At 65.3% G+C, this 23,661-nt stretch carries 27 protein-coding genes; 13 read left to right on the top strand and 14 right to left on the bottom strand.

Features of this window, described 5'->3' with window-relative positions; translation table 11 throughout:
• The first annotated feature begins 27 nt into the window (after window positions 1-27).
• Entirely contained in the window at window positions 28-1,302 is a 1,275-nt protein-coding gene (locus tag JI749_RS00805; RefSeq protein WP_201657371.1) for a right-handed parallel beta-helix repeat-containing protein, read from the top strand.
• A gap of 86 nt (window positions 1,303-1,388) precedes the next feature.
• On the opposite strand, the gene JI749_RS00800 is transcribed toward JI749_RS00805, so the two are convergent.
• The 5 genes from JI749_RS00800 to JI749_RS00780 form a co-directional block, all read right to left on the bottom strand.
• Entirely contained in the window at window positions 1,389-2,438 is a 1,050-nt protein-coding gene (locus JI749_RS00800; RefSeq protein WP_201657368.1) for a hypothetical protein, read from the bottom strand.
• Window positions 2,439-2,440: 2 nt separating this feature from the next.
• Entirely contained in the window at window positions 2,441-2,692 is a 252-nt protein-coding gene (locus tag JI749_RS00795) for a DUF2249 domain-containing protein (protein WP_201657365.1), read from the bottom strand.
• A gap of 11 nt (window positions 2,693-2,703) precedes the next feature.
• Window positions 2,704-3,021, bottom strand: coding sequence for a metal-sulfur cluster assembly factor (locus JI749_RS00790; RefSeq protein ID WP_201657362.1), 318 nt, complete (start codon window positions 3,019-3,021; stop codon window positions 2,704-2,706).
• Between the two features lie 79 nt (window positions 3,022-3,100).
• A complete protein-coding gene (locus JI749_RS00785; protein ID WP_201657357.1) occupies window positions 3,101-3,787 on the bottom strand; it encodes an NnrU family protein in 687 nt (228 codons plus the stop codon).
• Window positions 3,788-3,827: 40 nt separating this feature from the next.
• Window positions 3,828-4,271: a pseudoazurin gene (locus JI749_RS00780; RefSeq protein WP_201657354.1), complete on the bottom strand. Its 444-nt coding sequence runs from the start codon at window positions 4,269-4,271 to the stop codon at window positions 3,828-3,830.
• Window positions 4,272-4,496: 225 nt separating this feature from the next.
• Between JI749_RS00780 and nirK the strand changes: the two genes are divergently transcribed.
• Both nirK and JI749_RS00770 read left to right on the top strand, forming a co-directional pair.
• Window positions 4,497-5,642, top strand: a complete 1,146-nt coding sequence (gene nirK / locus JI749_RS00775; RefSeq protein ID WP_201657351.1) for a copper-containing nitrite reductase — start codon at window positions 4,497-4,499, stop codon at window positions 5,640-5,642.
• A gap of 62 nt (window positions 5,643-5,704) precedes the next feature.
• Window positions 5,705-6,589 (top strand): SUMF1/EgtB/PvdO family nonheme iron enzyme, encoded by an 885-nt coding sequence (locus JI749_RS00770; RefSeq protein ID WP_201657349.1) that lies wholly within the window; start codon window positions 5,705-5,707, stop codon window positions 6,587-6,589.
• Window positions 6,590-6,592: 3 nt separating this feature from the next.
• Here the strand turns inward: JI749_RS00770 and JI749_RS00765 are convergent, their stop codons facing one another.
• The 5 genes from JI749_RS00765 to JI749_RS00745 all read right to left on the bottom strand — a co-directional run bounded on the left by JI749_RS00765 (window position 6,593) and on the right by JI749_RS00745 (window position 11,163).
• The gene (locus JI749_RS00765; RefSeq protein WP_201657335.1) at window positions 6,593-7,819 is read right to left on the bottom strand and encodes an NnrS family protein; all 1,227 of its coding nucleotides are present in this window, start codon (window positions 7,817-7,819) and stop codon (window positions 6,593-6,595) included.
• Window positions 7,820-7,927: 108 nt separating this feature from the next.
• Window positions 7,928-8,566 (bottom strand): helix-turn-helix domain-containing protein, encoded by a 639-nt coding sequence (locus JI749_RS00760; protein WP_201657333.1) that lies wholly within the window; start codon window positions 8,564-8,566, stop codon window positions 7,928-7,930.
• A gap of 79 nt (window positions 8,567-8,645) precedes the next feature.
• Complete coding sequence (locus JI749_RS00755) at window positions 8,646-8,990, bottom strand: DNA-binding transcriptional response regulator (protein ID WP_201657331.1); 345 nt, start codon at window positions 8,988-8,990, stop codon at window positions 8,646-8,648.
• 81 nt (window positions 8,991-9,071) lie between these two features.
• Entirely contained in the window at window positions 9,072-9,707 is a 636-nt protein-coding gene (fixJ, locus tag JI749_RS00750; RefSeq protein ID WP_201657328.1) for a response regulator FixJ, read from the bottom strand.
• Window positions 9,694-11,163 carry a PAS domain S-box protein gene (locus tag JI749_RS00745; RefSeq protein WP_201657325.1) on the bottom strand — a complete coding sequence of 490 codons (1,470 nt, stop codon included), beginning with the start codon at window positions 11,161-11,163 and terminating at the stop codon, window positions 9,694-9,696. Before JI749_RS00745 ends, fixJ begins: the two co-directional genes overlap by 14 nt.
• Window positions 11,164-11,263: 100 nt before the next feature.
• Here JI749_RS00745 and JI749_RS00740 point away from each other — a divergent pair, with 100 nt between their 5' ends.
• The gene (locus tag JI749_RS00740) at window positions 11,264-11,974 is read left to right on the top strand and encodes a Crp/Fnr family transcriptional regulator (RefSeq protein WP_201657321.1); all 711 of its coding nucleotides are present in this window, start codon (window positions 11,264-11,266) and stop codon (window positions 11,972-11,974) included.
• On the opposite strand, the gene JI749_RS00735 is transcribed toward JI749_RS00740, so the two are convergent.
• The 3 genes from JI749_RS00735 to JI749_RS00725 form a co-directional block, all read right to left on the bottom strand.
• Window positions 11,940-12,170 carry a DUF1858 domain-containing protein gene (locus JI749_RS00735; RefSeq protein ID WP_201657316.1) on the bottom strand — a complete coding sequence of 77 codons (231 nt, stop codon included), beginning with the start codon at window positions 12,168-12,170 and terminating at the stop codon, window positions 11,940-11,942. The two genes, JI749_RS00740 and JI749_RS00735, sit on opposite strands and share 35 nt — an antisense overlap.
• Window positions 12,171-12,250: 80 nt before the next feature.
• Window positions 12,251-12,943: a sulfite exporter TauE/SafE family protein gene (locus JI749_RS00730; protein WP_201657315.1), complete on the bottom strand. Its 693-nt coding sequence runs from the start codon at window positions 12,941-12,943 to the stop codon at window positions 12,251-12,253.
• The gene (locus JI749_RS00725; RefSeq protein WP_201657314.1) at window positions 12,940-13,392 is read right to left on the bottom strand and encodes a hemerythrin domain-containing protein; all 453 of its coding nucleotides are present in this window, start codon (window positions 13,390-13,392) and stop codon (window positions 12,940-12,942) included. The genes JI749_RS00730 and JI749_RS00725 overlap by 4 nt, the downstream gene beginning before the upstream one ends.
• 177 nt (window positions 13,393-13,569) lie before the next feature.
• Between JI749_RS00725 and ccoN the strand changes: the two genes are divergently transcribed.
• The 9 genes from ccoN to hemN all read left to right on the top strand — a co-directional run bounded on the left by ccoN (window position 13,570) and on the right by hemN (window position 22,843).
• On the top strand, window positions 13,570-15,144 hold the full coding sequence (gene ccoN, locus JI749_RS00720) for a cytochrome-c oxidase, cbb3-type subunit I (RefSeq protein WP_407644916.1): 1,575 nt from the start codon (window positions 13,570-13,572) through the stop codon (window positions 15,142-15,144).
• Window positions 15,145-15,156: 12 nt separating this feature from the next.
• Window positions 15,157-15,888, top strand: coding sequence for a cytochrome-c oxidase, cbb3-type subunit II (gene ccoO, locus JI749_RS00715; protein WP_201657309.1), 732 nt, complete (start codon window positions 15,157-15,159; stop codon window positions 15,886-15,888).
• 8 nt (window positions 15,889-15,896) lie between these two features.
• Window positions 15,897-16,061, top strand: a complete 165-nt coding sequence (locus tag JI749_RS00710; RefSeq protein WP_201657306.1) for a cbb3-type cytochrome oxidase subunit 3 — start codon at window positions 15,897-15,899, stop codon at window positions 16,059-16,061.
• Window positions 16,058-16,948 carry a cytochrome-c oxidase, cbb3-type subunit III gene (ccoP, locus tag JI749_RS00705; RefSeq protein ID WP_201657303.1) on the top strand — a complete coding sequence of 297 codons (891 nt, stop codon included), beginning with the start codon at window positions 16,058-16,060 and terminating at the stop codon, window positions 16,946-16,948. The genes JI749_RS00710 and ccoP overlap by 4 nt, the downstream gene beginning before the upstream one ends.
• 126 nt (window positions 16,949-17,074) lie before the next feature.
• A complete protein-coding gene (gene ccoG, locus JI749_RS00700) occupies window positions 17,075-18,640 on the top strand; it encodes a cytochrome c oxidase accessory protein CcoG (protein WP_201657302.1) in 1,566 nt (521 codons plus the stop codon).
• Window positions 18,641-18,642: 2 nt separating this feature from the next.
• On the top strand, window positions 18,643-19,107 hold the full coding sequence (locus JI749_RS00695; RefSeq protein ID WP_201657300.1) for a FixH family protein: 465 nt from the start codon (window positions 18,643-18,645) through the stop codon (window positions 19,105-19,107).
• Window positions 19,108-19,111: 4 nt separating this feature from the next.
• Window positions 19,112-21,274, top strand: coding sequence for a heavy metal translocating P-type ATPase (locus tag JI749_RS00690; RefSeq protein ID WP_201657295.1), 2,163 nt, complete (start codon window positions 19,112-19,114; stop codon window positions 21,272-21,274).
• The gene (gene ccoS / locus JI749_RS00685; RefSeq protein WP_201657293.1) at window positions 21,271-21,417 is read left to right on the top strand and encodes a cbb3-type cytochrome oxidase assembly protein CcoS; all 147 of its coding nucleotides are present in this window, start codon (window positions 21,271-21,273) and stop codon (window positions 21,415-21,417) included. Before JI749_RS00690 ends, ccoS begins: the two co-directional genes overlap by 4 nt.
• A gap of 79 nt (window positions 21,418-21,496) precedes the next feature.
• A complete protein-coding gene (hemN, locus tag JI749_RS00680; RefSeq protein WP_201657290.1) occupies window positions 21,497-22,843 on the top strand; it encodes an oxygen-independent coproporphyrinogen III oxidase in 1,347 nt (448 codons plus the stop codon).
• Here hemN and JI749_RS00675 read toward each other — a convergent pair.
• Window positions 22,840-23,559, bottom strand: a complete 720-nt coding sequence (locus JI749_RS00675) for a Crp/Fnr family transcriptional regulator (RefSeq protein ID WP_201657287.1) — start codon at window positions 23,557-23,559, stop codon at window positions 22,840-22,842. The genes hemN and JI749_RS00675 overlap by 4 nt on opposite strands.
• Window positions 23,560-23,661 lie beyond the last annotated feature (102 nt).

The following is a 23,661-nucleotide window of genomic DNA, read 5'->3' as shown; positions in this document are numbered from 1 at the left end:
AGGCGAGTACATGTCATCAGGTAGCTCATGATCAAGTCTCTCGGCATCATCGCTGCTGGCATCGTCCTTCTTGTCGGGGCTGCATGGGCTGCCTGGGTCGGATTACATGCCCTCCAAGCCATCCAGAACCTCAGGTCCGACATCCGGACCGTACGCCTGGAGGCGGGGACCCTGGCCTCCGCGCTTGAAAAAACGATAGTCGACAGCCAGGAACGACGTTGCGACTATTACATAACGGCGCTACCTGCCACGATATCAGCGCCGGGGATGCATTGCCTCACGTCCGATCTGACGGCAGCGCAAATTGATCAGGATGCCATATCCATTCAGGCTGACGGCGTGACGCTGGATGGATTTGGGCACCAGATTACCGGCAAAGTCGCCCCGGACGCACGCTATCGCGGGATCATTGGTATCGACAGAAACCGCGTGACCGTGCAGCACCTCAACATCGTCGGGTTCAGGCAAGGCATCGTCTTTGGCTCAAGCGCGCCTGGATCCTCTAGCCGGATAGTTGTTCGTGACGTTTCGGTCGACAGAGCTGCTTTCCAGGGGGTCCGGGTCGCCGCCGAGTCCTTCTCGGTAATCGACGCATTAATCACCAACACCGGCCCAAGCGATCTCGTCCCAAACACTTTTACGACGGCAATCGACACCCGCGGCAACAATTGCATTATCTCCGGCAATCGAGTGGCAGGCACCATGGCGTCGGGCACCGGGGAGGCGATTGGGATTTCGCTCTATCGTGGTGCTGGCTGTATTGTGGAAGACAACATCATAACGGCAGCCGCTGCGTCAGGCGAGTTTTCAAGAAACTTCGGAATTTGGACCAACGCAGAAACCGGCCCCGGCCCCAAGGTGGAGAACAATACGGTAATAGGCGCACACTACGCGTTTGGGCCGCATGGGATGTTTTCGCAGAATACTGCCGCGAACCCAGTCTGTGGGCTTTTTGCAAAGCGGGAACTCGACTTGAGCACTCGCGACGACCTGGGCGGAAATACCTCGATAGGGTCGGGCGGTGCGGATCTTGTTCACCCTCGCGCATGTCTTACTGTCGCAACAGCCATTGACCGATATCGGGCGCAACCTCAAGCCAACGCTGCATATGCCGTTGCGCTTCAATACTCCGAAGAAAGCCCCGAGAAGATGGTCGAGACTCTGGCTTGGTTGCTTGTTGCGGCGCATCTTGGCCATCCCGACGCGGAAGCAGTGGCGCAGAATCCTGAAGCGGTCGGGTACACGATGCAGCAGGCACAAAGCGCTCGGGAATTGGCGGAAAGCCTCGCCGCCGGACATTAGCAACAAAGCTCGCCCCCTTGGCCGGTGGCACGCCGGGAGCGATGTCGGATCATGGAACTGCTTCGGCTGCGCCAGCCCGTAGCGCATCAGCCGGCGGGGCGAGTGTGGGAGGATCGGGCAAGGAGGGTCGCAAACAGGGCTGGTGCCAGCACTGTCAGGAGGCCTGAAACCCACAGGCAATCAATCAGCCAGAGGTCTGTCAGTACCCGGCTGCCTGCCGCCGCCTGGAGGATGGCCAGTGGAGCGAAGAGGCTGGGTGAATAGCGCAGGCGCAACCCGGCCACCGCGGGCAGGATCACCAGGGCATGGCCCATGACCATCGAGAGCGTGAAGCCGATCGTGACGGCATGGATCAGCGCATCGCGCGCGGTGTCAGGTACCAAGAGGCCCACGCCGCCCGCGACGGCAAGCCAGGCATGACCACACAGGATCGACGCCGCCATGAAGCGCGCTTGCCCCCGGCTTCGGACGGTGCGCAGCGCGATGTCGTGCCGCCAGAGCCACGCGGAAAGCAAGGCCAGGCCCAGAGCAAAGAGCCGGCTGCCCCATGCGCCATCGAAGCCGACTGCGCATCCGGCCAGAAGCGTGGCCGTTGCGGCAAAGAAAGTCGCAATGCTAGCGCGGCCGTGCCCGATGAAGCGGCTGAGCTCGAGCCGCTCTGCGGCGACGGTCAGGACCAGGAAGCCCAGCCACCACGGGAGAGCGTCGCCGACATCGCCGGCAATGGCCATGATGGCGCCGACCAGGAGGCAGCCGGCGCCCAGCAGCAGGGCGAGGGTGAAGGCCGCCGGCTGCAACCCCACCACCTGGAGCGACATGGCACAAAAGAGCGTCGCCGCCAGCACATAGGCGAGCATGGGGGCGGCCGAGGGCAGGCCGGCCAGCAGGCCCGCGGTCGCGAGAACCGAGAGGGTTGGCGCGACCAGCCAGACCGGCCGGCGCAGGGCGACGGCTCGTTCCAGTGGCACCAGGATGCCGAACACCCCCTGTATCATGATCAGGCCATGCAGTTGGGCCGGCGCCGGGGCGTAGGGCAGGGGCACGCCCACGCGAACCAGCCCGCCATAGAGGCCCGCCACCGCCAGGACGGCGGTGGCGGCCAGCAACCATCGGGAGAAGAGGTTGGTCGGCGACATGATCAGGCGGCAGTGCGGCTGACCCTCACCTGCCAGACCTCGGGCCCCTGCTGCTCATAGACCCAGTCGAAGGTGCCCGGATATTCGGCGGCAAACTGGTAGTGCAGTGGCTTGGGGTCGTGGTCGTTCACGATGACAAACGCCTCGCCGGCACTGAGATTTTCGAAGGCGTTGAAGATCATCGGGTGCCGCAGGCGCGGCGCGATCTTTCGGACGTCGATGATGGTGTCACCGGATTGGCAATCGCTGCACATTGGAGTTTCCTTCAGGCGTTCAGCCGCAGCGCCCGGCGCCCGGCCTCGTTGATGAAATCCGGGTTCCAGACCGGATCCCAGACGAGCTTGACGTTCACCATCGCGGCCTGCGGGAAGCCCGACGCTATGCGGTCGCGGACCTCCTGGAGGACCAGCTGGCCCATCGGGCAGGCGCGGCTGGTCAACGTCATCTCGACATCGACCTGCCGACCCTGCGCCCGCGCGAGATAGACCAGCCCCAGGTCGACGATGTTGATGCCGACCTCCGGATCGAGCACCTGCTCGAGGCAGGCTCGCAGGTCGGGGGAGATGCTGGGTTCAAAACGCATGGAGCCTCTCAGGTGAACGGGGGATTGTTAGGCCATGGCGGCCGGCCGCTCTTTGTGCCAGCACAAGGATGGCTCGCCGCTAGATCGCGGGCAGGCCGATGATGGTTTCGTGCAGCAGGGCTGCCACCACCGCGACAGCAAGCCCGGTTGCGGCAAGTCGGCTCTCGCGTGCGGACGGCCAGCGCAGTGCGCCCGGCCGGCTGAACGGCACCAGCGGGCGATCGGCTGAAAGCGCGGCCCATCGGTCCGGGCCCAGGCGCCGCCTGGCGCGCCGGTCCATTGCCACCATGCCCACCAGGCAAAGGGCGAGCAGGCCGCCGAACAGCGTGAGACGAGCCAGGTCGCCATTGGGCACGATATGGGCGGCCGCCCACAGTGCCAGGGCCCAGAGGACCGGATGGCGCGTTATCGCCAGGATCGTTCCATCTTGGTCCGTCCCGCCCCGTCGCGCCGAGAGCGAGAGCGGGTTGGCGGTAAAAAGGCCGACTGTCCCCAGGGCCATGGACAGGGGGACGACGAACTGGGGAACCAGACGCTGCCAATCCAGCGCCGGCCAGAGTTCGACATAGGGCGCCTCAGTTGCGGAGCGGAACACCCAGCCCAGCAGGAGGAGCGACATGATCGAATAGAGCGCGGTGTAGGCGCGCTCGCCCAGGATGCCGACGAGCCGGCGTCTGATCGGCGGCCGCGCCGGAATGGCATGGGCGAGGAGGAAGGCGGTCAAGGACGCCGCGAACGGCATCCATGACAGCGTGTCCTGGTTCATCGTCCCCTCCGGAGCTGCGGGATGGCCTCCGGCCGCGCCGTCACAGCCCTGCTGCGGCAAGCGCGGCGTCGAAGCGTTCCTTGGCCTTGCCGGGGAGCTTGGCGGCCTTGGCGGCATCGATGTTGACCGGTTCGCCCACGACGATGGCGGCGACCATGCCCATGCCCAGGTGGGGCGCGCACTTGACGCCATAGACGCCGGGGACGGTGAAGGTCACCACGACCTCCTTGCCCATCGCGCCCTTGAAGGTCTCCGCACCCTCGGGAAGGATATCCTTGATGGTTTCCGCGTTGTGGCCCTTGTCGGTGGGGATGAAGGTCACCGTGTCGCCCGCGGCAACCTGGGTCAATGCCGGCTCGAACACCATGCCCGCGCCCTCGGCGCCCTTGTTGAGCATGTGGACTTCGAAATTGGCGGCAAAGGCTGGCGCAGCAGCCACAGTCAGCATCAGCGTGGCCAGCGTTGCCTTGATGAGCGTGTGCATTTTCTTCTCCTGGATCGAGATGCGATCCATTCGCGTCTCATGGCCTCCTTGTCGTGCCAGGGCGGCCCGCCTTCTTTGACCCGGGTCAAATTTGCTGAAATGTCGCAGCGCCCGCCGCAAGATAAATCGTCGTCGCAATTTGAGCCGCGTCAAAGAATGTGAGCGCGCCCGGCACTATTCCAGCATCGAGCCCAGCCGATAAGGCGGGAATGTTGGAGAGCTGAAATGCAAGACCATGACGACATCAACCTGGGACGCCGCAGCCTGATGGCCGGCGTTGCCTTTGCCGGCGTTTTCGGCGCGGTGCTTGCGTCGGTTCCCGCAGTCGCGGAAGACGCGGGCGTGGTAACCGGTCCGGCTCCCGAGCTGGGCACACTGCCACGCGTGAAAGTGGACCTCGTCACCCCTCCGGGCGTGCACGAGCACGAGCAGATCGCCACCGGCGGTCCCAAGGTCGTGGAGTTCACGCTGGAGATCGAGGAAAAGGCGCTGGTCCTCGACGACCTGGGCACCACGGTCCAGGCCATGACCTTCAACGGCTCGGTCCCGGGCCCGCTGATGGTGGTGCACGAGGGCGATTATGTCGAGCTGACCCTGGTCAATCCCGACACCAACATGATGCAGCACAATATCGACTTCCACGCAGCGACCGGCGCCTTGGGCGGTGGAGGCCTGACCCTGATCAATCCCGGCGAGCAGGTGAAGCTGCGCTTCAAGGCCACGCGCCAGGGGGTCTTCGTCTATCACTGTGCGCCCGGGGGCCCGATGATCCCCTGGCATGTGGTGTCGGGGATGAATGGCGCCATCATGGTCCTGCCGCGCGACGGTCTCAAGGACGGACAGGGCAAGCCGCTGAGCTATGATCGCATCTTCTATATCGGCGAGCAGGACTTCTACGTTCCGCGGGACGCCGACGGCAACTTCAAGACCTATGAATCGGCCGGCGACGGCTATTCGGACATGCTGGAGGTCATGAAGACGCTGACCCCCACCCATGAGGTGTTCAATGGCGCCGTCGGTGCCCTGACCGGCGAGAATGCCATGACCGCCAATGTGGGAGACACCGTGCTGATCATCCACAGCCAGGCCAACCGCGACACCCGTCCCCATCTGATCGGCGGGCACGGCGACTATGTCTGGAACACCGGCAAGTTCCGCAATGCACCCCAGGTCGATCTCGAGACCTGGCACATTCCGGGCGGCTGCGCCGGTGCTGCGCTCTATACGTTCCTGCAGCCGGGAATCTACGCTTACGTCAACCACAACCTCATCGAGGCCGTCGAACTGGGGGCCACCGCACACTTCAAAGTCGAAGGCGAGTGGAATGACGACCTCATGACGCAGGTCCAGGCTCCTAGCCCGATCGCCTGACCGCGTCGGCGGCCCGTCATATCCCTGGCGGGCCGCCCCTCAATCCGGGAGGTGCCCTCCAAATGCGTGCCCACGCCATCAAGCAAGTGACTTTCGCCGATCTGCTGCTGCCGACGGCCCTGCTGGCCGGGCTCAGCACTGTCGTGCTGGTGCAGACCGGCATGATCGCGATCAATCCGGGAGGCCCAGCCGTTGCCGGTCCGCAAACGGTGACGGTCGAGGCTCGGGCCTTCGACCATCGCATGCCGGGCGACTTCCAGCTGGACGGCGCCCCCGTCAATGGCACGATGCTGCACACCACCATGGGGCCGATCGAGGTGATGCGCTACCAGGTAACGCTGACCGAGTACCGGCAATGCGTTGCCGACGGCGCCTGCGACAAGCCCGAGCCCGCCCTCCATGCGGAGCGGGACGATGTGCCCGTAACCGGCGTCAGCTACAGCGATGCGGTTGCGTATGCCGAATGGCTGTCGGACCGCACCGGCGACCGGTGGCGTCTGCCGACGGTGGACGAATGGATATTCATCGCCGGAGACCGCGCTGTCGACCATGCGGTCGAACAGCCGACAGACGCGACCAATCCGGCGGCGCGCTGGCTCGCCGCCTACGAACAGGAGGCCGGTCGCGCCGTTTCGACCACTGCCGTTCCCCAGCCGACCGGCGCGTTCGGCGCCAATGACCTGGGTGTGATGGACCTGGGCGGCAATGTCTGGGAATGGACGGCAACCTGCGTCAACCGGACGACCCTGGACCCCGAGGGCGGCATTGCCAGCGTGGTGGAGAGCTGCGGCGTGCACTATCTCGAGGGACGACACCTGACGCCGATGAGTGTCTTCGTCCGTGATGCACGCGGCGGCGGTTGCTCGGTCGGCGCCCCACCCGACAATCTGGGCTTCAGGCTTGTCCGCGAGCCGGGCTTTGCCTGGCCGATACCCTTCCTGCATTAGCGGCTAGAGCGAACCGCGTGGGGCCAGCAGGTCCTTGCGCTTGCGCAGCAGGACCGGGCCGTATTCGACGACGTAAAGGGTAAAGGCCAGGATCCATGCCGCCCCGGCCAGTTCGATGATCTCGACCCTGACCTCCGGCAGCACGGCCGTCAGCGGCCGGATCGCGCCGGCCACCAGCACCGCCGCATAGCTGAGCCTGGTCAGGCCCGAGGCACGCAATTCCAGCCCGGTATGGCCCCGCGTGGCGCGGGTCATGACCGCCAGCGTCATCGCGCCGATGCTTCCAGCGGTCGCCACATGCAACGCCGCAACCGGCTCGAGCTGGCCGAACGCCGCCGCGGCCAGGGCGGCAAAGCTCAGCACGACGAAGCCATAGGCCAGATGGAGGATCAGGACCAGGCTCTCCGGGGCCGTCGTCCAGCCGCGCCAGCGCAGGAGCCGGATGCCATGCAGCCCCGCGGCAGCCAGGCAGGCGACGCCCGTCAGCGCATGGTCGGGACTCATGGTCCATGCCAGTAAGGCCACCAGGGCAACGAGCAGCGCCGCTGTGTCGAACCGGCCATAGGGAGAAGGCAAGTGCGCGACCCCGCGTTTCTTGAGCCAGTTGCCGGTGAAACTGGGCAATATCCGGCCACCGATGATCATGATCAGCATCATGTAGGCGCCGACGGCCAGCCGAGAGGGCAGGGCGACATCGCCCAGGACGAAATTGGCGTAGTGGAAATAACCATTGGCCGATGCCAGCGCCAGCAGTGCCGCCAGCACCTTGAGGTCTTTCCATTTGCGCCCGGCAACGATCTCGCGGGCGCAGATCAGGAAAAGCACGGGCAGGAAGGCGGCGTCGATCGCCACGGCCGTAAGTTCCCCCACCAACGCAGGCCAAAGGAGCACCAGGCGCCCCGCAGCCCAGAGCGAGACGAGCCCCAGCAGGGGTTTGCCGGAGACGGGCAGGCGGCCCGTCCAGTTGGGGATGGCGGTCAGCAGGAAGCCGGCCAGGGCTGCGGAGCTGTAGCCGAAGAGCATTTCATGGGCATGCCAGGCGCTACCTCCCAGGCTGCCGCCCAACCCAATGCCGAAGGAAACTTCGATGATCCAGAGCGCCATGGCTGTCGCGCTCCAAATCCCGGCCCCCAGGAAGAAGGGGCGGAAGCCATAGGACAGGATGACGGGCCCGGTCCGAGCCAGCCCGCGCGGCACCGGTTCGCGCTTGGTCTTGTCCGCCATGGTCATGTCGCGATGCCTCCGCACTATCTGGGCGACACGTGATCCTCCATTGCGGCCAGGCCGTCTTTGCGCCAGCCCAATAACCCGCCGCAGTTGCAGGGAGCGTCCGTGGCCTCAGCCGCGCAGGTATTCGAGCTCTCCGCGGTCCACCAATTCGATCTGCTTGACATGCGGAATGCGGATAGTGCCGGCGCATTTGAGCTTGGTCAGGATGCGGCTGACCGTCTCGAAGGACAGGCCGAGATAATCGGCAATGTCGCACCGCTGCATCGACAGTTCGACCAAGCGGTCGGCGCCCTGCCGGTCGGCGACATCGAGCAGGAAGGCGGCCACTTTCTCGGTGCCGTTCTGGCGGCCGAGCACCATCAGGTGTTCCTGGGCGCGGGTCAGGCCCTTGAGGGCGACCTGGAACATGGACTGGTTGAACTTGTCGCCCTGGCTCGGCCGCAGCACGCGGATGCCGGCGCTGTCGACGCTCTCGGCGTAGAAGTGCCGCTGCTGGTCGGCCTCGAGGCCGAAAATCTCGCCGGCAAAATAGAAGGCACTGATCTGGCGCCGGCCATCGGCGGACACGCGGCACAACCGGACGGTGCCGAACTCGACCATGTAGAGCTGGCCGGTCGGATCACCCTGGCCGTAGATCGTGGTGCCCGCCTCGTAAAGCGTCACCGCGCTGGGCTGCGCAAAGGCAAGGATGCCGTCATTGTCCGCGAAGCGGGCCGAAGAATTGCGGAATTTGGTCTGGATCAGCATGTCGATGCCCCGTTGTTCACGGGTATCAATCTGCCATCGCCGGGGCGGGGCCGAAATTCCGGCTGGTCTCTTAGGGACTCTACTTAGCGTTCTGCCGTACCCCCGACAGGGCGGCCGCCACGGCCTGTGGCACGGCCTCGCCCTTGAGCGGCATGGCGATCACGCTGGTGACCGAGGCGTTGGCGAGACCCTCCTGTGAATAAGCCAGCAACAGCACGGGGCAATGGGGAGAAAGCAGAGCCGGTGTCATCGACTTCGGTAACGCGTGCTCGTCGAGCACGATGCAGTCGAAAGCGCTCGCCTCTTCGCCTTGCGGCAGGTTTGCCCTGGGCGTGACCGCATGGCCGTAAGCCGCCAGCGCAAAGGTCAGTGAGCGGCGCAGGTCCTCGTCCCGCGCGACCACCAATATGCGGCCCCAATGCATCGGCGCGTCTCCAGGCGAGATCGCCAATCTTTCTCGCCGGGCCGTTTTAGCGCGACAGCGAGGGGACAGAATTGAGCTAGATCAACTTTGCCCGGGCTGGGCCGGCTGCCAGTTGACGCTGAGCACCATTCGCACCAGTTCGGAAAGGCTGCCGGCATTCATCTTACCCATCAGCCCCGCGCGATAGACCTCGACCGTGCGTGGGCTCAGTCCGAGCTCATAGGCAATGACCTTGTTGGGCAGTCCCGCGACCACGCCTTTGAGGACCTGCGTCTCCCGTTCACTAAGCGAGGCCAGGCGGGACGTGATCTCCCGGGTCGCGGCATCGTCGCGGTTGGAAGTCTCGGCCTGCTGCACGGCCCGTTCGATCGCGGCGATCATCACGTCGTCGCTGAACGGCTTCTCGATGAAATCCATGGCGCCATTCTTCATGGCCTCGACCGCCATCTGCACATCCCCATGGCCGGATATGACGATTGCCGGGAGCATGGCATCGCGCTCCCTGAGCCGCCGCAGCAGTTCGACGCCGTCGATGTCCGGCATGCGCAGGTCGGTGATCAGGCAGCCATTCCGGATACCGGGTGCCATCTCCAGGAAGGCTGACGCCGATTCGTGGATGCGCGTGGCAAAGCCACTGGTGCCCAGCAGGAAAGCCAGCGAATTGCGGACCGCCTCTTCGTCATCCACGATATGCACCACAATATCAGGGCTGGTCATCCAGATCCTCCATCACCAGGGGGAGCGTAAAGACAAAGCGGGCACCGCCCGCCGGACTGCGGTCGAGCTTTAGCTCACCGCCGTGTGATTCGATGATGCGCTTGGAGATCGACAGGCCAATGCCCATGCCGCCAGGCTTGCTGGTCACGAAGGGCTGGAACAGCCTGGGACGAATCTCCTCGGCTATGCCCGGACCGGTATCGGACACCGCCAGCGATACCCGGTCGGCCCCCTCCCTGGCCACGCGCACCTCCAGTTCCCGCACCGGGCTGTCGCGCATGGCTTCCATCGCGTTGCGCAGCAGATTGATCAGCACCTGCTGGATCTGCACCCGGGCGGCGAGCACCGGTCCCACGTCCTCCTCGTAGATGAAGGTCGTCTTGATGCCGCGTTCGCGGGACCCCACCAGCGCCAGTGCGCCGGCTTCCTCCACCAGCTTCTTGACATCATGGGGATGCTTTTCGGTGTCGCCCCGGGTGACGAATTCGCGCAGGTGGCGAATGATGTCGCCAGCGCGCAAGGCCTGGCGGGCCGTTTCGTCGAGCGCGTCGCGCATCTGGGCCGCATAACGGTCTTCCAGCTTGAGCAGCAATCGCTTGCAGCCCTGCACATAGTTGGCAATCGCCGAGAGGGGCTGGTTGAGTTCGTGGGCCAGCGTGCTCGCCATTTCGCCCAGTTCGTTGAGCCGCGCCAGGCGCGCCAGCTCGGTCTGGGCAATCTGCAGCTGCGCGGCATGCTCCTCGCGTTCCGTCAGGTCGCGGATGAAGCCGGTGAAATAGCGGCGCTCGCCGGTCTTGGTCTCGCCCACGGCCAGCTTCATGGGGAAGGTGGAGCCATCCTTCCTCAGGCCCACCACCACCCGGTCGACGCCGATGATGCGCTTCTCGCCGGTACCCAGGTAGCGATGGAGGTACCCGTCATGCTGCTCGCGATAGGGGGAGGGCATCAGCATGCTGATATTGCGGCCCAGCACTTCGGCCGGCTGATAGCCGAATTGCCGGACCGCCGCGACGTTGAAGGATTCGATCAGGCCATGCGTGTCGATGACGATGGTGGCGTCCGGCACCGTATCGAGGATCGATTGCAGATGCGCCTGCTGTTGAACGATCGTCCGGCCGCTGGCCTGCGAACGGGCACGCTCCCGGCGCCAGGCGCCGCCCAGCCAGGAGAACATGGCCCCGACCAGGAACAGCAGGGCAAGGTTGGTCGCTGCCGCCAGGCTCGACTGGTTCTGCTGGGCGAAATACCAGGCAAGCGGCAGCGATGCCAACGTCGTCACCAGTCCCGGAACAAGCCCGCCGAGGACCACCGCCGCCACGATGGCGGGCATGAACAGCAGGCCCGCCGCCGAAGCGCCGAGCAGGTCGTTGAGCAGCAATCTGAGGGCGAATCCGGCGGCCAGCGCGCAGGCGGCGATCGCCAGCGCGACCATATGGCTAGGGTATCGGAAGGTCATCGGGCCGCAACTGCATTGGCGAACGGGAAACGAAACGGATAGTATTGCAGCTGAAAAGATTTGGCGACCGGACGCAAGCCCGGCGGACAGCGGAGTGCCCATGGCCAGCGGCATCGACCGGACGACGATCCGGGCCTTCGACATCTTCGCGGCTCTTTCCGATACCCAGTTCGAAGACGTGCTCGCCGCGGCAACGCCGAAGCATGCCGCCGCCGGAGAGGCCGTATTCGAGCAGGGCGAGGAGGCGCGCTGGTTCTTCGTGCTCGTTTCCGGGCGCCTGCGCGTGACCCAGGTGACCGCCGAAGGGCAGCAGGTGATCGTTCGCATCGTGATTCCCGGCGATCTGTTCGGCATCGCCAAGGCGCTGCAGCGCACCGACTATCCGGGCACGGCGACCGCCTTGTCCGACAGCGTGGTCCTGGCTTGGCCAACAACGCGATGGTCCGGGTTCATGTCGGCCTATCCCTCGATGGCCGTGGGCGCCATGCAGACAATGGGCGATCGGCTGCAGGAAGCCCATTCCCGGCTGCGGGAAATGGCGACCGAGGAAGTCGAGCGGCGCGTGGCCCACACCGTTCTCAGGCTGGGCAATCAGTCAGGTCGCAAAGAAGCGGGCGGGGTGCGAATCGACTTCCCCGTGAGCAAGCAGGACATCGCCGAACTGTCGGGCACCACCCTCCATACGGTTTCCCGCATCCTGACCGCCTGGGAGGCGGCGGGTCTGGTCGAAGGCGGCCGGCAGAAGCTGCTGCTCAAGAATCCGCACCGCATCCTGCTTATCGGCGATGGCCTGGTGCCCGGCCTGCTGTGATCTGATCGTGGATCGCCGCTTCCAGCGCGTCCGCGTCGAGCCGGTGTTCGGCGGCGGCGTCGGCGAGCGTGTGGAATGGTCCGATCGGACAGCCCACGCAATGCATCCGCCGGGATATGAAGACCGAGGCCGTCTGCGGCCATCGGTCCATGATCTCCTTTACCGTCAGGTCTTCCAGTCGCGTGCGTCGGTGCATCGGTCTCTCTCCCCGATGCCCAGACTGGGCCGCCGATGGTCCATCCGTCTTTGTCGGCGGGCAAAGAGGCTGCGCTACCGTCACGCCGTGATGCAGAGGGGGCTGCCGGGAACGGTAAGCAGCAAGGCGGCGCATCCCGCGGCGATCATCAGGGCACCCGCGACCTCTCGACCGGGCCGGCCGGCCATCGAGCGGGCCTTGACCAGGGCCAGGGTGGACAGCATGACGGCCGGAATGGTGCCCAGGCCGAAGGCCAGCATGAGCAGGAGCCCGCCGCCGGGGCTCCCCGCCAGCAACGAGTTGAAGAGGGCCGCATAGACCATTGCGCAGGGCGTGATGCCCCACAGGAGGCCGGCGACCAGGCTCAGTTCGGCGCCGCCTCCCGATAGCTTGGCCCGCAGGTCGGCTACGCCGCGGGCGAGGGGCGCGCCCAGCCGATCCACCACGGCGAGGGAAGGCACCATGCCTGCCGTCGCCAGCCCCAGCCAGACCACCGCGGCGCCAGCGGCCCATTGCATTGCCAGATGCAGGGCGGCGGTATCGAACCGGGCCTGCAGCCCCGCGCCGAAGATGCCGAACAGCGCACCCAGGACCACGTATGAGGCGATCCTGCCCAGTTGCATGGCGGCAAGACGGCCCAGCAGCGCGCTGGCAGACCGCTCTTGGCCTCCCATCAGCAGCAGCGAACAACCCAGGGGCCCGCACATGCCCGAACAGTGCAGGCTCGAACCCAGTCCGAGCAATAGGCCCCAGATGACGGGCGAGGCGATCATGGCGCGGGCGCGGCCATGGCCGTGAGGATTTCGCGCTCCAGGGCAATGCGCCGCCGCCGGGATTCGAAGAAGCCGCGCAGCATGTAGCCGATCGCATCGGCCGAGACGCTGCGGCGGCCGTCCCCCAACTCCCTCAGCGTCTCCTGCAGCTCTTCGGCATAGCAAAGGTCTTCGGCATTCTCGCGCAGCAGCCGCTCGATGGTGGCCGAAAGATCAAGGACACGCGCCGGTCCGCGCTGGGCCAGATCATCGGTCAGCGCTTTTTCTTCCACCGCGACGATGCGGGTCATTACCCGGTGGATGGCGCCGGCAGCCGACCGGCACAGGGCAGGATCGATGTTATCGGGCAGGGCGTCCGCGATCAGCTCGAGCGTCTTGCACAGACCGATCTGCTCGCGGTGGCCGGCGACGATCTCGCGCAGCGCAGACCCGCTCATGGCGTCCAGCATTTTCCCGTCTCCTCCCATCTGGGGTAGCCGGCCCAGGCTTATTCACCTCCCCGCGTTCCACATTGACAAATGTCAAAGTGCCCCCTGCCGACAAACGCTATTGGCGAAATGCCGGCATCCCATGCGTCGGCCGAACCTGAAGGGGGCGACGTGAGATATACGGGTTGGATCATTGGACTGGGCGCGGGCACGCTCGCGGCCGTGGCGCTTTCCGGGCTGGCGGTCGACGACGCCTTCCGCGTCCACATGGGCATTCTGAGCCTGGTCCTGGGCCTGGCGACCATCGTGGCCATGCGGCTGCCGCAACCGGCAGCGGTGGAGGCCGCTTCCGGCTACATGGATGGCCCGGTGCGCCTGGGCAGCATCCTGACAGTGTTCTGGGGTGTGGTCGGTTTCCTGGTCGGTGTGGTGGTTGCCACCCAATTGGCCTTCCCCGACGTCAACTTCGGACCCTGGTTCAACTTCGGGCGCCTGCGTCCGCTCCATACCAGCGCGGTGGTCTTCGCCTTTGGCGGCACGGCCCTGATGACCACCAGTTTCTATGTCGTGCAGCGCACGACGCGCGCCCGCCTCTTTGGCGGGGACCTGGCCTGGTTCGTCTTCTGGGGCTACCAGCTCTTCATCCTCATGGCCGCAACCGGCTACCTGCTGGGCATCACCCAAAGCCGCGAATATGCCGAGCCCGAGTGGTATGTCGACCTATGGCTGACCGTTGTGTGGGTCGCCTATCTGGTGGTGTTCCTGGGTACCCTGCTTAAGCGCAAGGAGCCCCATATCTATGTCGCCAACTGGTTCTATTTGGCGTTCATCGTCACCATTGCGCTGCTGCACGTGGTCAACAACCTGGCAGTCCCGGTGTCGCCGTTCGGCGCGCGCAGCTACTCGCTGTTCTCGGGCGTCCAGGATGCGCTGACCCAGTGGTGGTATGGCCACAACGCCGTCGGCTTCTTCCTGACGGCCGGCTTCCTGGGAATGATGTACTACTACCTGCCCAAGCAGGCCGAGCGCCCGGTCTATTCGTACCGGCTTTCGATCATCCACTTCTGGGCCCTCATCTTCCTCTATATCTGGGCCGGTCCGCACCACCTGCATTACACGGCACTGCCCGATTGGGCGCAGACCCTGGGCATGGTGTTCTCGGTGGTGCTCTGGATGCCCAGCTGGGGCGGCATGATCAATGGCCTGCTCACCCTGCGAGGCGCGTGGGACAAGATGCGGACCGATCCCATCATCCGCATGATGGTCATTGCCATTGCCTTTTATGGCATGTCGACCTTCGAAGGGCCGGTCATGTCCATCAAGTCGGTCAACGGGCTCAGCCACTATACGGACTGGACCATCGGCCACGTCCATTCGGGCGCCCTGGGCTGGGTCGGAATGATCACCTTCGGTGCCGTCTATTTCATGGTGCCCAGGCTGTGGGGGCGTGCGCGTCTCTATTCGCTGCGCATGGTCAACTGGCACTTCTGGCTCGCGACCCTGGGCATCGTCGTCTACGCCGCCGTGATGTGGGTCTCGGGTGTGATGCAGGGGCTGATGTGGCGCGAATACGATAGCCAGGGCTTCCTGGTCTATTCCTTCGCCGAGACCGTGGCGGCACTCCACCCCTACTACGTCATGCGCGCGCTCGGCGGACTTCTCTACCTGGCCGGCGCGCTGATCATGGCCTTCAACATCGCCATGACGATTGCCGGCAAGGTTCGCGACGAAGAGCCGATGCCCGTGTCCACCCAGCTTCAACCTGCCGAGTAAGGAGCCCCTGCCTTGTCCATTCTCGACAAACACGGCGTCATCGAACGCAATGCCTCGCTCCTGCTGGTGGGCTCCCTGGTCGTGGTCTGCATTGGCGGCATCGTGGAAATCACGCCCCTGTTCTACTTCCAGAACACGATCGAAAAGGTGGAGGGCATGCGCCCCTACTCGCCGCTGGAGCTGGCGGGTCGCGACATCTATGTGCGGGAAGGCTGCTATGTCTGCCATAGCCAGATGATCCGGCCGTTCCGCGACGAGGTGGAGCGCTACGGGCACTATTCGCTGGCCGCCGAGTCCATGTACGACCACCCCTTCCAGTGGGGCTCCAAGCGGACCGGGCCCGACCTGGCTCGCGTGGGCGGCCGCTATTCCAACGAATGGCAGGTGCAGCACCTGACCGATCCGCGATCGGTGGTGCCTGAATCCATCATGCCCAGTTATTCGTTCCTCGCCAAGGCGACACTGGACTACGACACGATCGAGGGGATGCTCCAGGCCAATGCGCGCGTCGGGGTTCCCTATACGCCCGAGATGATCGAGGGCGCTGCCTCCGACCTCGTGGCCCAGGCGACGCCCGACGCCGACACCACCACCGTCCTGGCCAGATATCCCAAAGCGGTCACCGGCGATTTCGACGGGGACCCGATGCGCATCACCGAGATGGATGCCCTTGTGGCCTATCTGCAGATGCTGGGCACCCTGGTCGATTTCAACACCTACGACCCAGCCGCAAACGCCCGCTAGGAGGAACCATGCACTACGACACCCTCCGCCACTTCGCCGACTCCTGGGGCCTGGTCTACCTCTTCGCGATCTTCCTGGCGGTTGCCGCCCTCATGCTGCGGCCTGGCGCCAGAGACCGGGCCCGGGACGCTGCACTCATTCCTCTCAAGAACGACGAAGGGAACGCGCCATGAGCGGCCAGGACAATTCCCCCGGCGGGCACGACCGGGATATCGACCATCTCAGCGGGGTCGAGACCACCGGCCACGAATGGGACGGCATCAAGGAACTGAACAATCCACTGCCGCGCTGGTGGCTTTGGACGTTCTATGCCTGCATCATCTGGGCCATCGGTTACACGGTCCTCTATCCCGCCTGGCCCCTGGTTTCATCGGCGACGTCGGGCCTGCTGGGCTATTCCAGCCGCGTCGAACTCGAGCAGACCATGGCAGCCGTGGAAACGGCCAACGGCGCCGTCGTGGCGCGCATTGCCGAGGCACCGCTCGAGGACATCCTGGCCGATCCCGAACTGGCGCGATTTGCCACCTCGGCCGGCGCGTCCGCCTTCCGCGTCAACTGCTCCCAGTGTCACGGTACGGGCGCCGCGGGCGGTCCGGGCTATCCCAACCTCAATGACGATTCCTGGATCTGGGGCGGCACGATCGAACAGATCTACCTCACCATCGCCCATGGGGTCAGGTCGCCAACCGATCCCGATACCCGCTACAACCTGATGCCCAATTTCGGCGCCGACGGCATGCTCGATCGCGAGGCGATCAAGGAGGTTGCCGCCTATGTCGCCAGTCTTTCCGACATCGGCGGCGCCGCGACCCCGGAGGGCGAGCAACTGTTCGCCGACAACTGCGCCGGATGCCACGGCGAACGCGGGGCCGGGATGAGCGATGTCGGCGGGCCCGATCTCACCGACAAGATCTGGCTTTATGAGGGTTCGCTCGAGGCGATCACCGCCCAGATCGAACGGCCACGGCACGGCATGATGCAGGCCTGGTCCGAAAAGCTGGACGACGCCACCATCAAGGAGCTGGCGATCTACGTCCACGGGCTCGGCGGCGGCCAGTAAGCATAGTCCGGGACCGGCATGCAAAAGCGGTCCCGGACCGAGAGGGGAGCGTCGTGGCGCTCCCTTTTTCATCCGGTTTTGACGCAGATCAAGGGGCGGGGACCCGGCGGGTCCCAAACTGCACGCATGATCATCATCGACAATACCAGGCTGCCCGAATCCCATGACGACGTAGAAGCGGTCAATTCGTCAGCCAAGCGGCAACCGCTCTATGCCGCTCGCCGCAAGATCTTTCCCAAGCGCGTGCAGGGCTGGTTCCGCCGCTTCAAGTGGCTCGTCATGCTGGTCACCCTGTCGATCTACTACGTGACGCCCTGGCTCCGCTGGGACCGCGGCCCCTACGCGCCCGACCAGGCCGTTCTGCTCGACCTGAACAACCGCCGGTTCTATTTCCTCTTCATCGAAATCTGGCCGCACGAATTCTACTATGTCGCCGGGCTGCTGGTGATGGCGGGCGTGGGCCTGTTCCTCATTACCTCCACGGTTGGACGGGCCTGGTGCGGCTACGCCTGTCCGCAGACGGTGTGGGTGGACCTGTTCATCGCCGTCGAGCAGTTCGTCGAGGGCGATCGCAATGCCCGGATCAAGCTCGATGCGGCGCCATGGACCCCGGCAAAGGTTGGGCGGCGCGGGCTCAAGCATGGCATCTGGTTGCTGATCGGCGTGGCCACGGGCGGAGCGTGGATCTTCTATTTTGCCGATGCACCGACCTTGGCGGCCGATCTCTTCAGCCTACAAGCGCCGCCGGTCGCCTATTTCACCATCGCCATTCTCACGGCCACGACCTACACCTTCGGCGGCCTGATGCGCGAGCAGGTCTGCACCTATATGTGCCCCTGGCCGCGAATCCAGGGTGCCATGCTCGACGAGCATTCCCTCACGGTCACCTACAATGACTGGCGCGGCGAACCGCGCGGCAAGCCTGCCAAGCATCCCTCGCCCGCCGGCAAGCCCGTGGGGGACTGCGTCGATTGCAAGGCCTGCGTTGCAGTATGCCCGATGGGCATCGACATTCGCGACGGCCAGCAGCTCGAATGCATCACCTGTGCGCTGTGCATCGATGCCTGCGACGCCGTCATGGACAAGCTGGGTCGCGAGCGCGGGCTGATTTCCTACGCAACACTCAACGACTACAGCGCCAATATGCGGATCGCGCGGCAGGACGATGTCGTCATCCAGCCCGCCCGCGTTCGCAATGCCACGGGTGGCTTCGCCCCGGGTATTCGCCGGACCAATTGGCGCTCGGTACTGCGGCCCAGGACGCTGGTCTATTTCCTCGGCTGGTCGGCCATCGGCATGGCCATGCTGGTGGCTTTGTCGCTGCGCCCGGCCATCGGGCTCAACGTATTGCACGACCGCAACCCGCTCTTCGTCATGCTGTCCGACGGCTCGATCCAGAACGGCTATGACATCAAGATCCTGAACATGACCCAACAGCCGCAAGAGCTCGTCCTCTCGATCGAGGGCCTGGATGGAGCGACGTTGGCCGGGCCGTCCCTGACCGACGCGGCAGCGCGCCAACTGCGTGTGACGGTCGAACCCGACCTCGTGCTGCCGCTTCGGCTCTATGTGCGCTCCACCGCCCGGAACCTGCCCTCGCAGTCGGATTTCACCATGGTCGTCACCAGCCAGGATGGCGCCATGAGTGCCTCCACGCCCGTCCGCTTCGAAGCCCCCGACCAGGAGGAATGACCATGGCCAGCACCAGCGAATTCACCGGCAGGCACATGTTGCTGGTCACCGGCGCCTTCTTCGGCGTCGTCATCGGGGTCAATGCGCTCATGGCGGTCTCGGCTTCCCGCACCTGGACGGGGCTGGTTGTCGACAACAGCTATGTTGCGAGCCAGGAGTTCCAGGTGAAGGCCGACGCGGCGCACCGGCAGGATGCTGCAGGCTGGACCATGGACATTGCCTATCGCGACGGCCGGTTGATCGTCCGGATCGCTGAAGACGGCGAGCCGCTCGACCTCCAGGAGGTCCAGGCCTTCGTGCGCCGGCCGGTCGGCGGCCATGACGATATCACCGTGCCTCTCTCGCCCGGCCCTTCCGGGTATGAAGGCGCCGTAACGCTGGCATCAGGTGTCTGGGACATCACGGTAACCACCGCGCCAACGGCCCTGGGTGCTATCGAGCGCGAGACGCGGATAACGGTCCGCTAAGCCCATGAGCGCCCGGGCGGACGTACTGGAATTCATCGAACCTGGCCCCGACGGCGCCAGCAGGGTCAGCCTGTCCGTACCGGACGCCTACTGTGCCACCTGCATCCAGACGATCGAGAAAGCCCTCCTGGTGCTCCCCGGCGTCCGGGGCGCCCGGGTCAATCTAGACCGGCGGCAGGTGCAGATCGATTTCGACCCCGCCTCCGATCCGTCTGGCTTTGAGGACGCGGTGACCCGCAGCGGCTACCGCAATCATCCCATCGATCCCCAGGCGATGGAGGGCAGGGACCCAGCGCTCCGCGAACTCGTCTCGGCGCTCGTGGTGGCCGGCTTCGCCTCGGCCCACACCATGTTCTTCTCGGAGGCCGTGTGGTCTGGGGTCGAGGGCGATGCGCGGACCCTCTTCTATTGGCTGTCGGCATTGGTGGCCGTGCCGGCGGTGGCCTTTGCCGGTCGCCCTTTTTTTCGATCCGCCTATGCCGCCCTGCGCGCCGGCAAGGCGAACATGGACGTCCCCATTGCCATCGCCCTGATCGCGACCACGGCAATAAGCCTGCTCGAGACCCGGCTGGCGGGGCAGCACGCCTATTTCGACGCGTCCACCATGCTGCTGTTTTTCCTGCTGGTGGGCCGCACGCTCGATCACGTGATGCGGGCCCAGGCGCGGGCGGCGGTTTCGAGCCTGGCGCGCCTGGCGCCGCGCGGGGCGCAGCGCTTTTTCGATGATGGCTCCGTGGCTTTCGTCAGGCTGGCGGAAATCGTGCCGGGCATGCGGCTGCTGCTGCGCGCCGGCGATCGTGTGCCTGTCGATTGTGCTGCCGTCGATTCCGGCGCGGTCGATATGTCCGTGGTCAACGGGGAGGCCATGCCGCTGCCTGTGGTGGCCGGTGACGCGCTGCCGGCAGGCGCCCTGGTGGTGGACCGTCCCATCGCAGTCACCGCAACCAGGCCGGCCATCGATTCCTTTGTCGCCCGCACCGCCGCCCTGATGGAGTCTGCCGAATCCGCGCGGACCCGCTATCGCCGCATCGCCGATCGGGCCGCCGATCTTTATGCCCCGCTCGTCCACCTCGCTGCGGCCCTGACCTTTCTGTTCTGGATAGCTGCCGGGGCAGGGTGGCATACCGCCCTGCTCAATGCCGTGGCCGTGCTGATCGTCACCTGTCCCTGCGCCCTGGCCCTGGCCGTGCCCATCGCGCATGTCGTTGCCGCCGGCCGGCTGTTTGCGCAGGGTGTACTGATGAAAGACGGTGCCGCGCTGGAGCGCCTGGCCACCGTAAGGCATGTCGCGTTCGACAAGACGGGAACGCTGACCTCGGGCCGGCCGGTTTATGCCGGCGAGGTCTTTGGCAGCCAGGAGAGCCTCTCGATGGCTCGCGCCATGGCGGCGGCCAGCAATCATCCGCTGTCGCTGGCGCTGGCATCGGGCGGCGTGACCGGTCCCCTGCCGCCAGACTGCCGAGAAGTCCCGGGGGGTGGTGTCGAAGCCCGGATCGAAGGGCAGCGCTGGCGCCTGGGCAGCGCCAGCTTCTGCGGTGCCGCCGATGACGGCGCGGGCGAACGCAGCCGTGTCTGGCTGTCGAACGGCGACACGGTCGTCGCCTGCTTTGAGTTCGAAGACATCCTGCGACCCGACGCGGCTTCGACGCTGTGCGACCTGCAACAGGCCAGCCTGGAGGTCAGCATCGTATCGGGAGACCGAAGCGCCAGTGTGCGGCGCGTCGCATCCGCCCTGGGAATTGAGCGCGCGGCATATGCGCTGACGCCCTCGGGCAAGCTGGAGACCATCGAGGCGCTGCGCCGAGGCGGTCCGGTCGCCATGGTCGGCGACGGCATCAATGACGCCGTCGCGCTGCGCGGCGCCGACGTCTCGTTTGCCCCCGCCAGCGCCGCCGATGTCGGCCGGGCCGCTGCCGACTTCGTGCTGACCAGCGACCGGCTGGCCGGTGTACCCTTCGCGCTGTGGCTGGCACGGATGACGGACACCATCGTGCGGCAGAACCTTGCCATCTCGATGGCCTACAATCTGGTGGTGCTGCCAATGGCTGCGGCAGGACTGGTGACCCCGCTCGTCGCGGCCATCGCCATGTCCTCATCCTCCATGATCGTGGTTCTCAATGCGCTGCGCCTCCGCTTCACCCAACCTCCCAGGAGTGACATCAAATGAGCGGTCTGATCGTGCTGGTAGCATCGGCCATGGGGCTTGGCGCCCTGGCGCTCGCGAGCTTCTTCTGGGCGCTGCGCAACGGCCAGTATGACGACATCGAGGGCTCAGCGCAGCGCGTGCTGCTCGACGACGACATGCCCTGACGGCAATCGCGATTGACGGGGATCAAAGTGGCCCCGCCTTGTTCGGGCTAAAGCGGGGCGACCTGATGCGGAGCCTCCAATGACCGAAGACCTGGCGACCAAGCTCTCCCGACCCGTGCCGCGCTACACCAGCTATCCAACCGCGCCCCATTTCCACCCCGGAATCGATCAGGCCCAGTATGCAAGCTGGCTGGAGGCGCTGCCGGCGTCCGCCCAGCTGTCGCTCTATCTGCATCTGCCATTCTGCGATCGCCTGTGCTGGTTCTGCGGATGCCACACCAAGCAGGTCAACCGTTACAGCCCGATCACCGCCTATCTCGAGGCGCTGGCGGCTGAAATCGGGCAGGTTGGCTGCATGGTCGGCACGCGGCCCGTCACTGCCGTCCACTGGGGTGGGGGGTCACCGTCCCTGCTTGAGCCCGATGACATTGCGGCCACCTCCAGCTTGCTGCGCGAGGCATTCCATTTTGCGGACGTCGTGGAGTTCAGCGTCGAGCTTGACCCCAACGACATGGCACCCGAGAAATACGGAGCCTGGGCCGCCGCCGGCCTGACCCGCGCCAGCATCGGCGTGCAGGATTTCGATCCACGCGTCCAGGCGGCGATCAACCGGATCCAGACTTACGAACAGACCCGCCACGTCGTCGAGTCCGTGCGGGCGGTCGGCGTGCGCTCGCTCAATATCGACATGCTCTATGGCCTGCCGCATCAGACCGTTGCCGGTGCTGCCCAGACGGCGCGTCAGGTGGCGTCGCTGCGTCCCGAACGCGTCGCGCTTTTCGGCTATGCCCATGTTCCCTGGATGAAGAAACACCAGGCCATGATCGACGAGCAGGCCTTGCCCGACACTACCGAACGCTTCCGGCAAAGCCAGGCTGCAGCGGCCGAACTACTTGCCAACGGCTATGAGCGCATCGGCTTTGACCATTTCGCCCTGCCGCATGACCGGCTGGCCCTGGCCAGCCATGCCGGCCGCTTGCGCCGGAACTTCCAGGGTTACACCGCCGACCAGCACGACGCCCTGATCGGGCTGGGGGCGTCGGCGATCGGTCGGTTGCCGCAGGGTTACGTGCAGAATGTGGTATCCACGCACGAATACCAGCGCCGGGCGATGAGCGGTGCAGGCGCCATCGAGCGCGGCGTTACCCTCACCCGCGACGACCAGGTGCGCGGCCACGCCATCGAGCGCCTGCTCTGCGATTTCAGCCTGGACCTGGCGGCTTTGCGCGCGACCTTCGGCCCGGATGCCGATCCGGTTGTCGAAGATGCTGCTGCGATCGCCATGACCGACGAGCATGGCCTGGTCCAGCTTTTGCCGGGAAAGCTCGAGGTCACCGAGCGCGGCAGACCATTCGTGCGCACCATCGCTGCCGGCCTGGACGCCTATCTGCAGGTCGGCAATGCGCGCTATTCCAAGGCAGTCTAGCCCGCGCGCAGGCGCAGCCGTTCGGTATCGGGAATGGTCACGTGCCGCTTGTTGCGGATGACCACGATTTCCAGCCGCCGCAATTGGGTGAGCTGCCGCGAAACGGTCTCGATCGAGAGGCCCAGAAAGTCCGCCATGTCGCCCCTTGTCAGGGGCAGATCATATTCCACTTCGGTGGCCACAAGGGCCAGCTCGGGGCGGACATGCAGCGCAATCAGGTAGAGGAAGCTGGCGACGCGCTCGCCAGCCGATTTCCGGCCCAGGGTGACCATCCATTCCCGCGCCTCGTCCAACTCCCGCAGCGTTTCCTGCATGAGCTTCTGTTCGAGCGGCCGGTTGTCTTCCAGCATTGCTTCGAGGATCGCGCGGGGGACTTGGCACAGCTCCACATCTGACGCCGCTTCCGCGGAGAGCGTGTTCGACGTGGCGTGGACCCGGCCGATGAAGTCGTTGGCGAACTTGAGCCCCACCACCTGCTGGCGGCCATCTTCCAGCACCTTCATCAGCTTGATCACACCGCTCACCACATTGGCGTAGCTGGTAATGCTGGTTTCCTCACCGAACAGTTCGGAGCCGGCCTGGTGGCGGCTCGCCCGGGTATGCCGCGCCAGGTCATGCAACTGCGCAGCATCGAGGACGCTGCAAATGCCGCTGTAGCGGACATTGCAGGACCGGCATGCACGAGGCTCTTGGGCAGTGAGAGGGACGCTCGACATCGATGCTTCTTGCTGGGCGACAAGTCACAGGCTTGGCGCGGGACCATCCTAGGAGCGTGGGCCGGCCAGGAATTGACATTTGTCGTGCCACGGCCGGTTTCC

This window comes from Devosia oryziradicis (assembly GCF_016698645.1).
Classification (GTDB): Bacteria; Pseudomonadota; Alphaproteobacteria; order Rhizobiales; family Devosiaceae; genus Devosia; species Devosia oryziradicis.
The sequence above is the reverse complement of the archived record's forward strand: the minus strand, read 5'-3'. Positions and strand labels throughout refer to the sequence as shown.

What these genes read in the sequence shown, in the direction of transcription:
- JI749_RS00805 (WP_201657371.1), top strand. Translation starts at nt 28, where the DNA reads ATGATCAAGTCTCTCGGCATCATCGCTGCTGGCATCGTCCTTCTTGTC.
- JI749_RS00800 (WP_201657368.1), bottom strand. Translation starts at nt 2,438, where the DNA reads ATGTCGCCGACCAACCTCTTCTCCCGATGGTTGCTGGCCGCCACCGCC.
- JI749_RS00795 (WP_201657365.1), bottom strand. Translation starts at nt 2,692, where the DNA reads ATGTGCAGCGATTGCCAATCCGGTGACACCATCATCGACGTCCGAAAG.
- JI749_RS00790 (WP_201657362.1), bottom strand. Translation starts at nt 3,021, where the DNA reads ATGCGTTTTGAACCCAGCATCTCCCCCGACCTGCGAGCCTGCCTCGAG.
- JI749_RS00785 (WP_201657357.1), bottom strand. Translation starts at nt 3,787, where the DNA reads ATGAACCAGGACACGCTGTCATGGATGCCGTTCGCGGCGTCCTTGACC.
- JI749_RS00780 (WP_201657354.1), bottom strand. Translation starts at nt 4,271, where the DNA reads ATGCACACGCTCATCAAGGCAACGCTGGCCACGCTGATGCTGACTGTG.
- nirK (WP_201657351.1), top strand. Translation starts at nt 4,497, where the DNA reads ATGCAAGACCATGACGACATCAACCTGGGACGCCGCAGCCTGATGGCC.
- JI749_RS00770 (WP_201657349.1), top strand. Translation starts at nt 5,705, where the DNA reads ATGCGTGCCCACGCCATCAAGCAAGTGACTTTCGCCGATCTGCTGCTG.
- JI749_RS00765 (WP_201657335.1), bottom strand. Translation starts at nt 7,819, where the DNA reads ATGACCATGGCGGACAAGACCAAGCGCGAACCGGTGCCGCGCGGGCTG.
- JI749_RS00760 (WP_201657333.1), bottom strand. Translation starts at nt 8,566, where the DNA reads ATGCTGATCCAGACCAAATTCCGCAATTCTTCGGCCCGCTTCGCGGAC.
- JI749_RS00755 (WP_201657331.1), bottom strand. Translation starts at nt 8,990, where the DNA reads ATGCATTGGGGCCGCATATTGGTGGTCGCGCGGGACGAGGACCTGCGC.
- fixJ (WP_201657328.1), bottom strand. Translation starts at nt 9,707, where the DNA reads ATGACCAGCCCTGATATTGTGGTGCATATCGTGGATGACGAAGAGGCG.
- JI749_RS00745 (WP_201657325.1), bottom strand. Translation starts at nt 11,163, where the DNA reads ATGACCTTCCGATACCCTAGCCATATGGTCGCGCTGGCGATCGCCGCC.
- JI749_RS00740 (WP_201657321.1), top strand. Translation starts at nt 11,264, where the DNA reads ATGGCCAGCGGCATCGACCGGACGACGATCCGGGCCTTCGACATCTTC.
- JI749_RS00735 (WP_201657316.1), bottom strand. Translation starts at nt 12,170, where the DNA reads ATGCACCGACGCACGCGACTGGAAGACCTGACGGTAAAGGAGATCATG.
- JI749_RS00730 (WP_201657315.1), bottom strand. Translation starts at nt 12,943, where the DNA reads ATGATCGCCTCGCCCGTCATCTGGGGCCTATTGCTCGGACTGGGTTCG.
- JI749_RS00725 (WP_201657314.1), bottom strand. Translation starts at nt 13,392, where the DNA reads ATGCTGGACGCCATGAGCGGGTCTGCGCTGCGCGAGATCGTCGCCGGC.
- JI749_RS00710 (WP_201657306.1), top strand. Translation starts at nt 15,897, where the DNA reads ATGCACTACGACACCCTCCGCCACTTCGCCGACTCCTGGGGCCTGGTC.
- ccoP (WP_201657303.1), top strand. Translation starts at nt 16,058, where the DNA reads ATGAGCGGCCAGGACAATTCCCCCGGCGGGCACGACCGGGATATCGAC.
- ccoG (WP_201657302.1), top strand. Translation starts at nt 17,075, where the DNA reads ATGATCATCATCGACAATACCAGGCTGCCCGAATCCCATGACGACGTA.
- JI749_RS00695 (WP_201657300.1), top strand. Translation starts at nt 18,643, where the DNA reads ATGGCCAGCACCAGCGAATTCACCGGCAGGCACATGTTGCTGGTCACC.
- JI749_RS00690 (WP_201657295.1), top strand. Translation starts at nt 19,112, where the DNA reads ATGAGCGCCCGGGCGGACGTACTGGAATTCATCGAACCTGGCCCCGAC.
- ccoS (WP_201657293.1), top strand. Translation starts at nt 21,271, where the DNA reads ATGAGCGGTCTGATCGTGCTGGTAGCATCGGCCATGGGGCTTGGCGCC.
- hemN (WP_201657290.1), top strand. Translation starts at nt 21,497, where the DNA reads ATGACCGAAGACCTGGCGACCAAGCTCTCCCGACCCGTGCCGCGCTAC.
- JI749_RS00675 (WP_201657287.1), bottom strand. Translation starts at nt 23,559, where the DNA reads ATGTCGAGCGTCCCTCTCACTGCCCAAGAGCCTCGTGCATGCCGGTCC.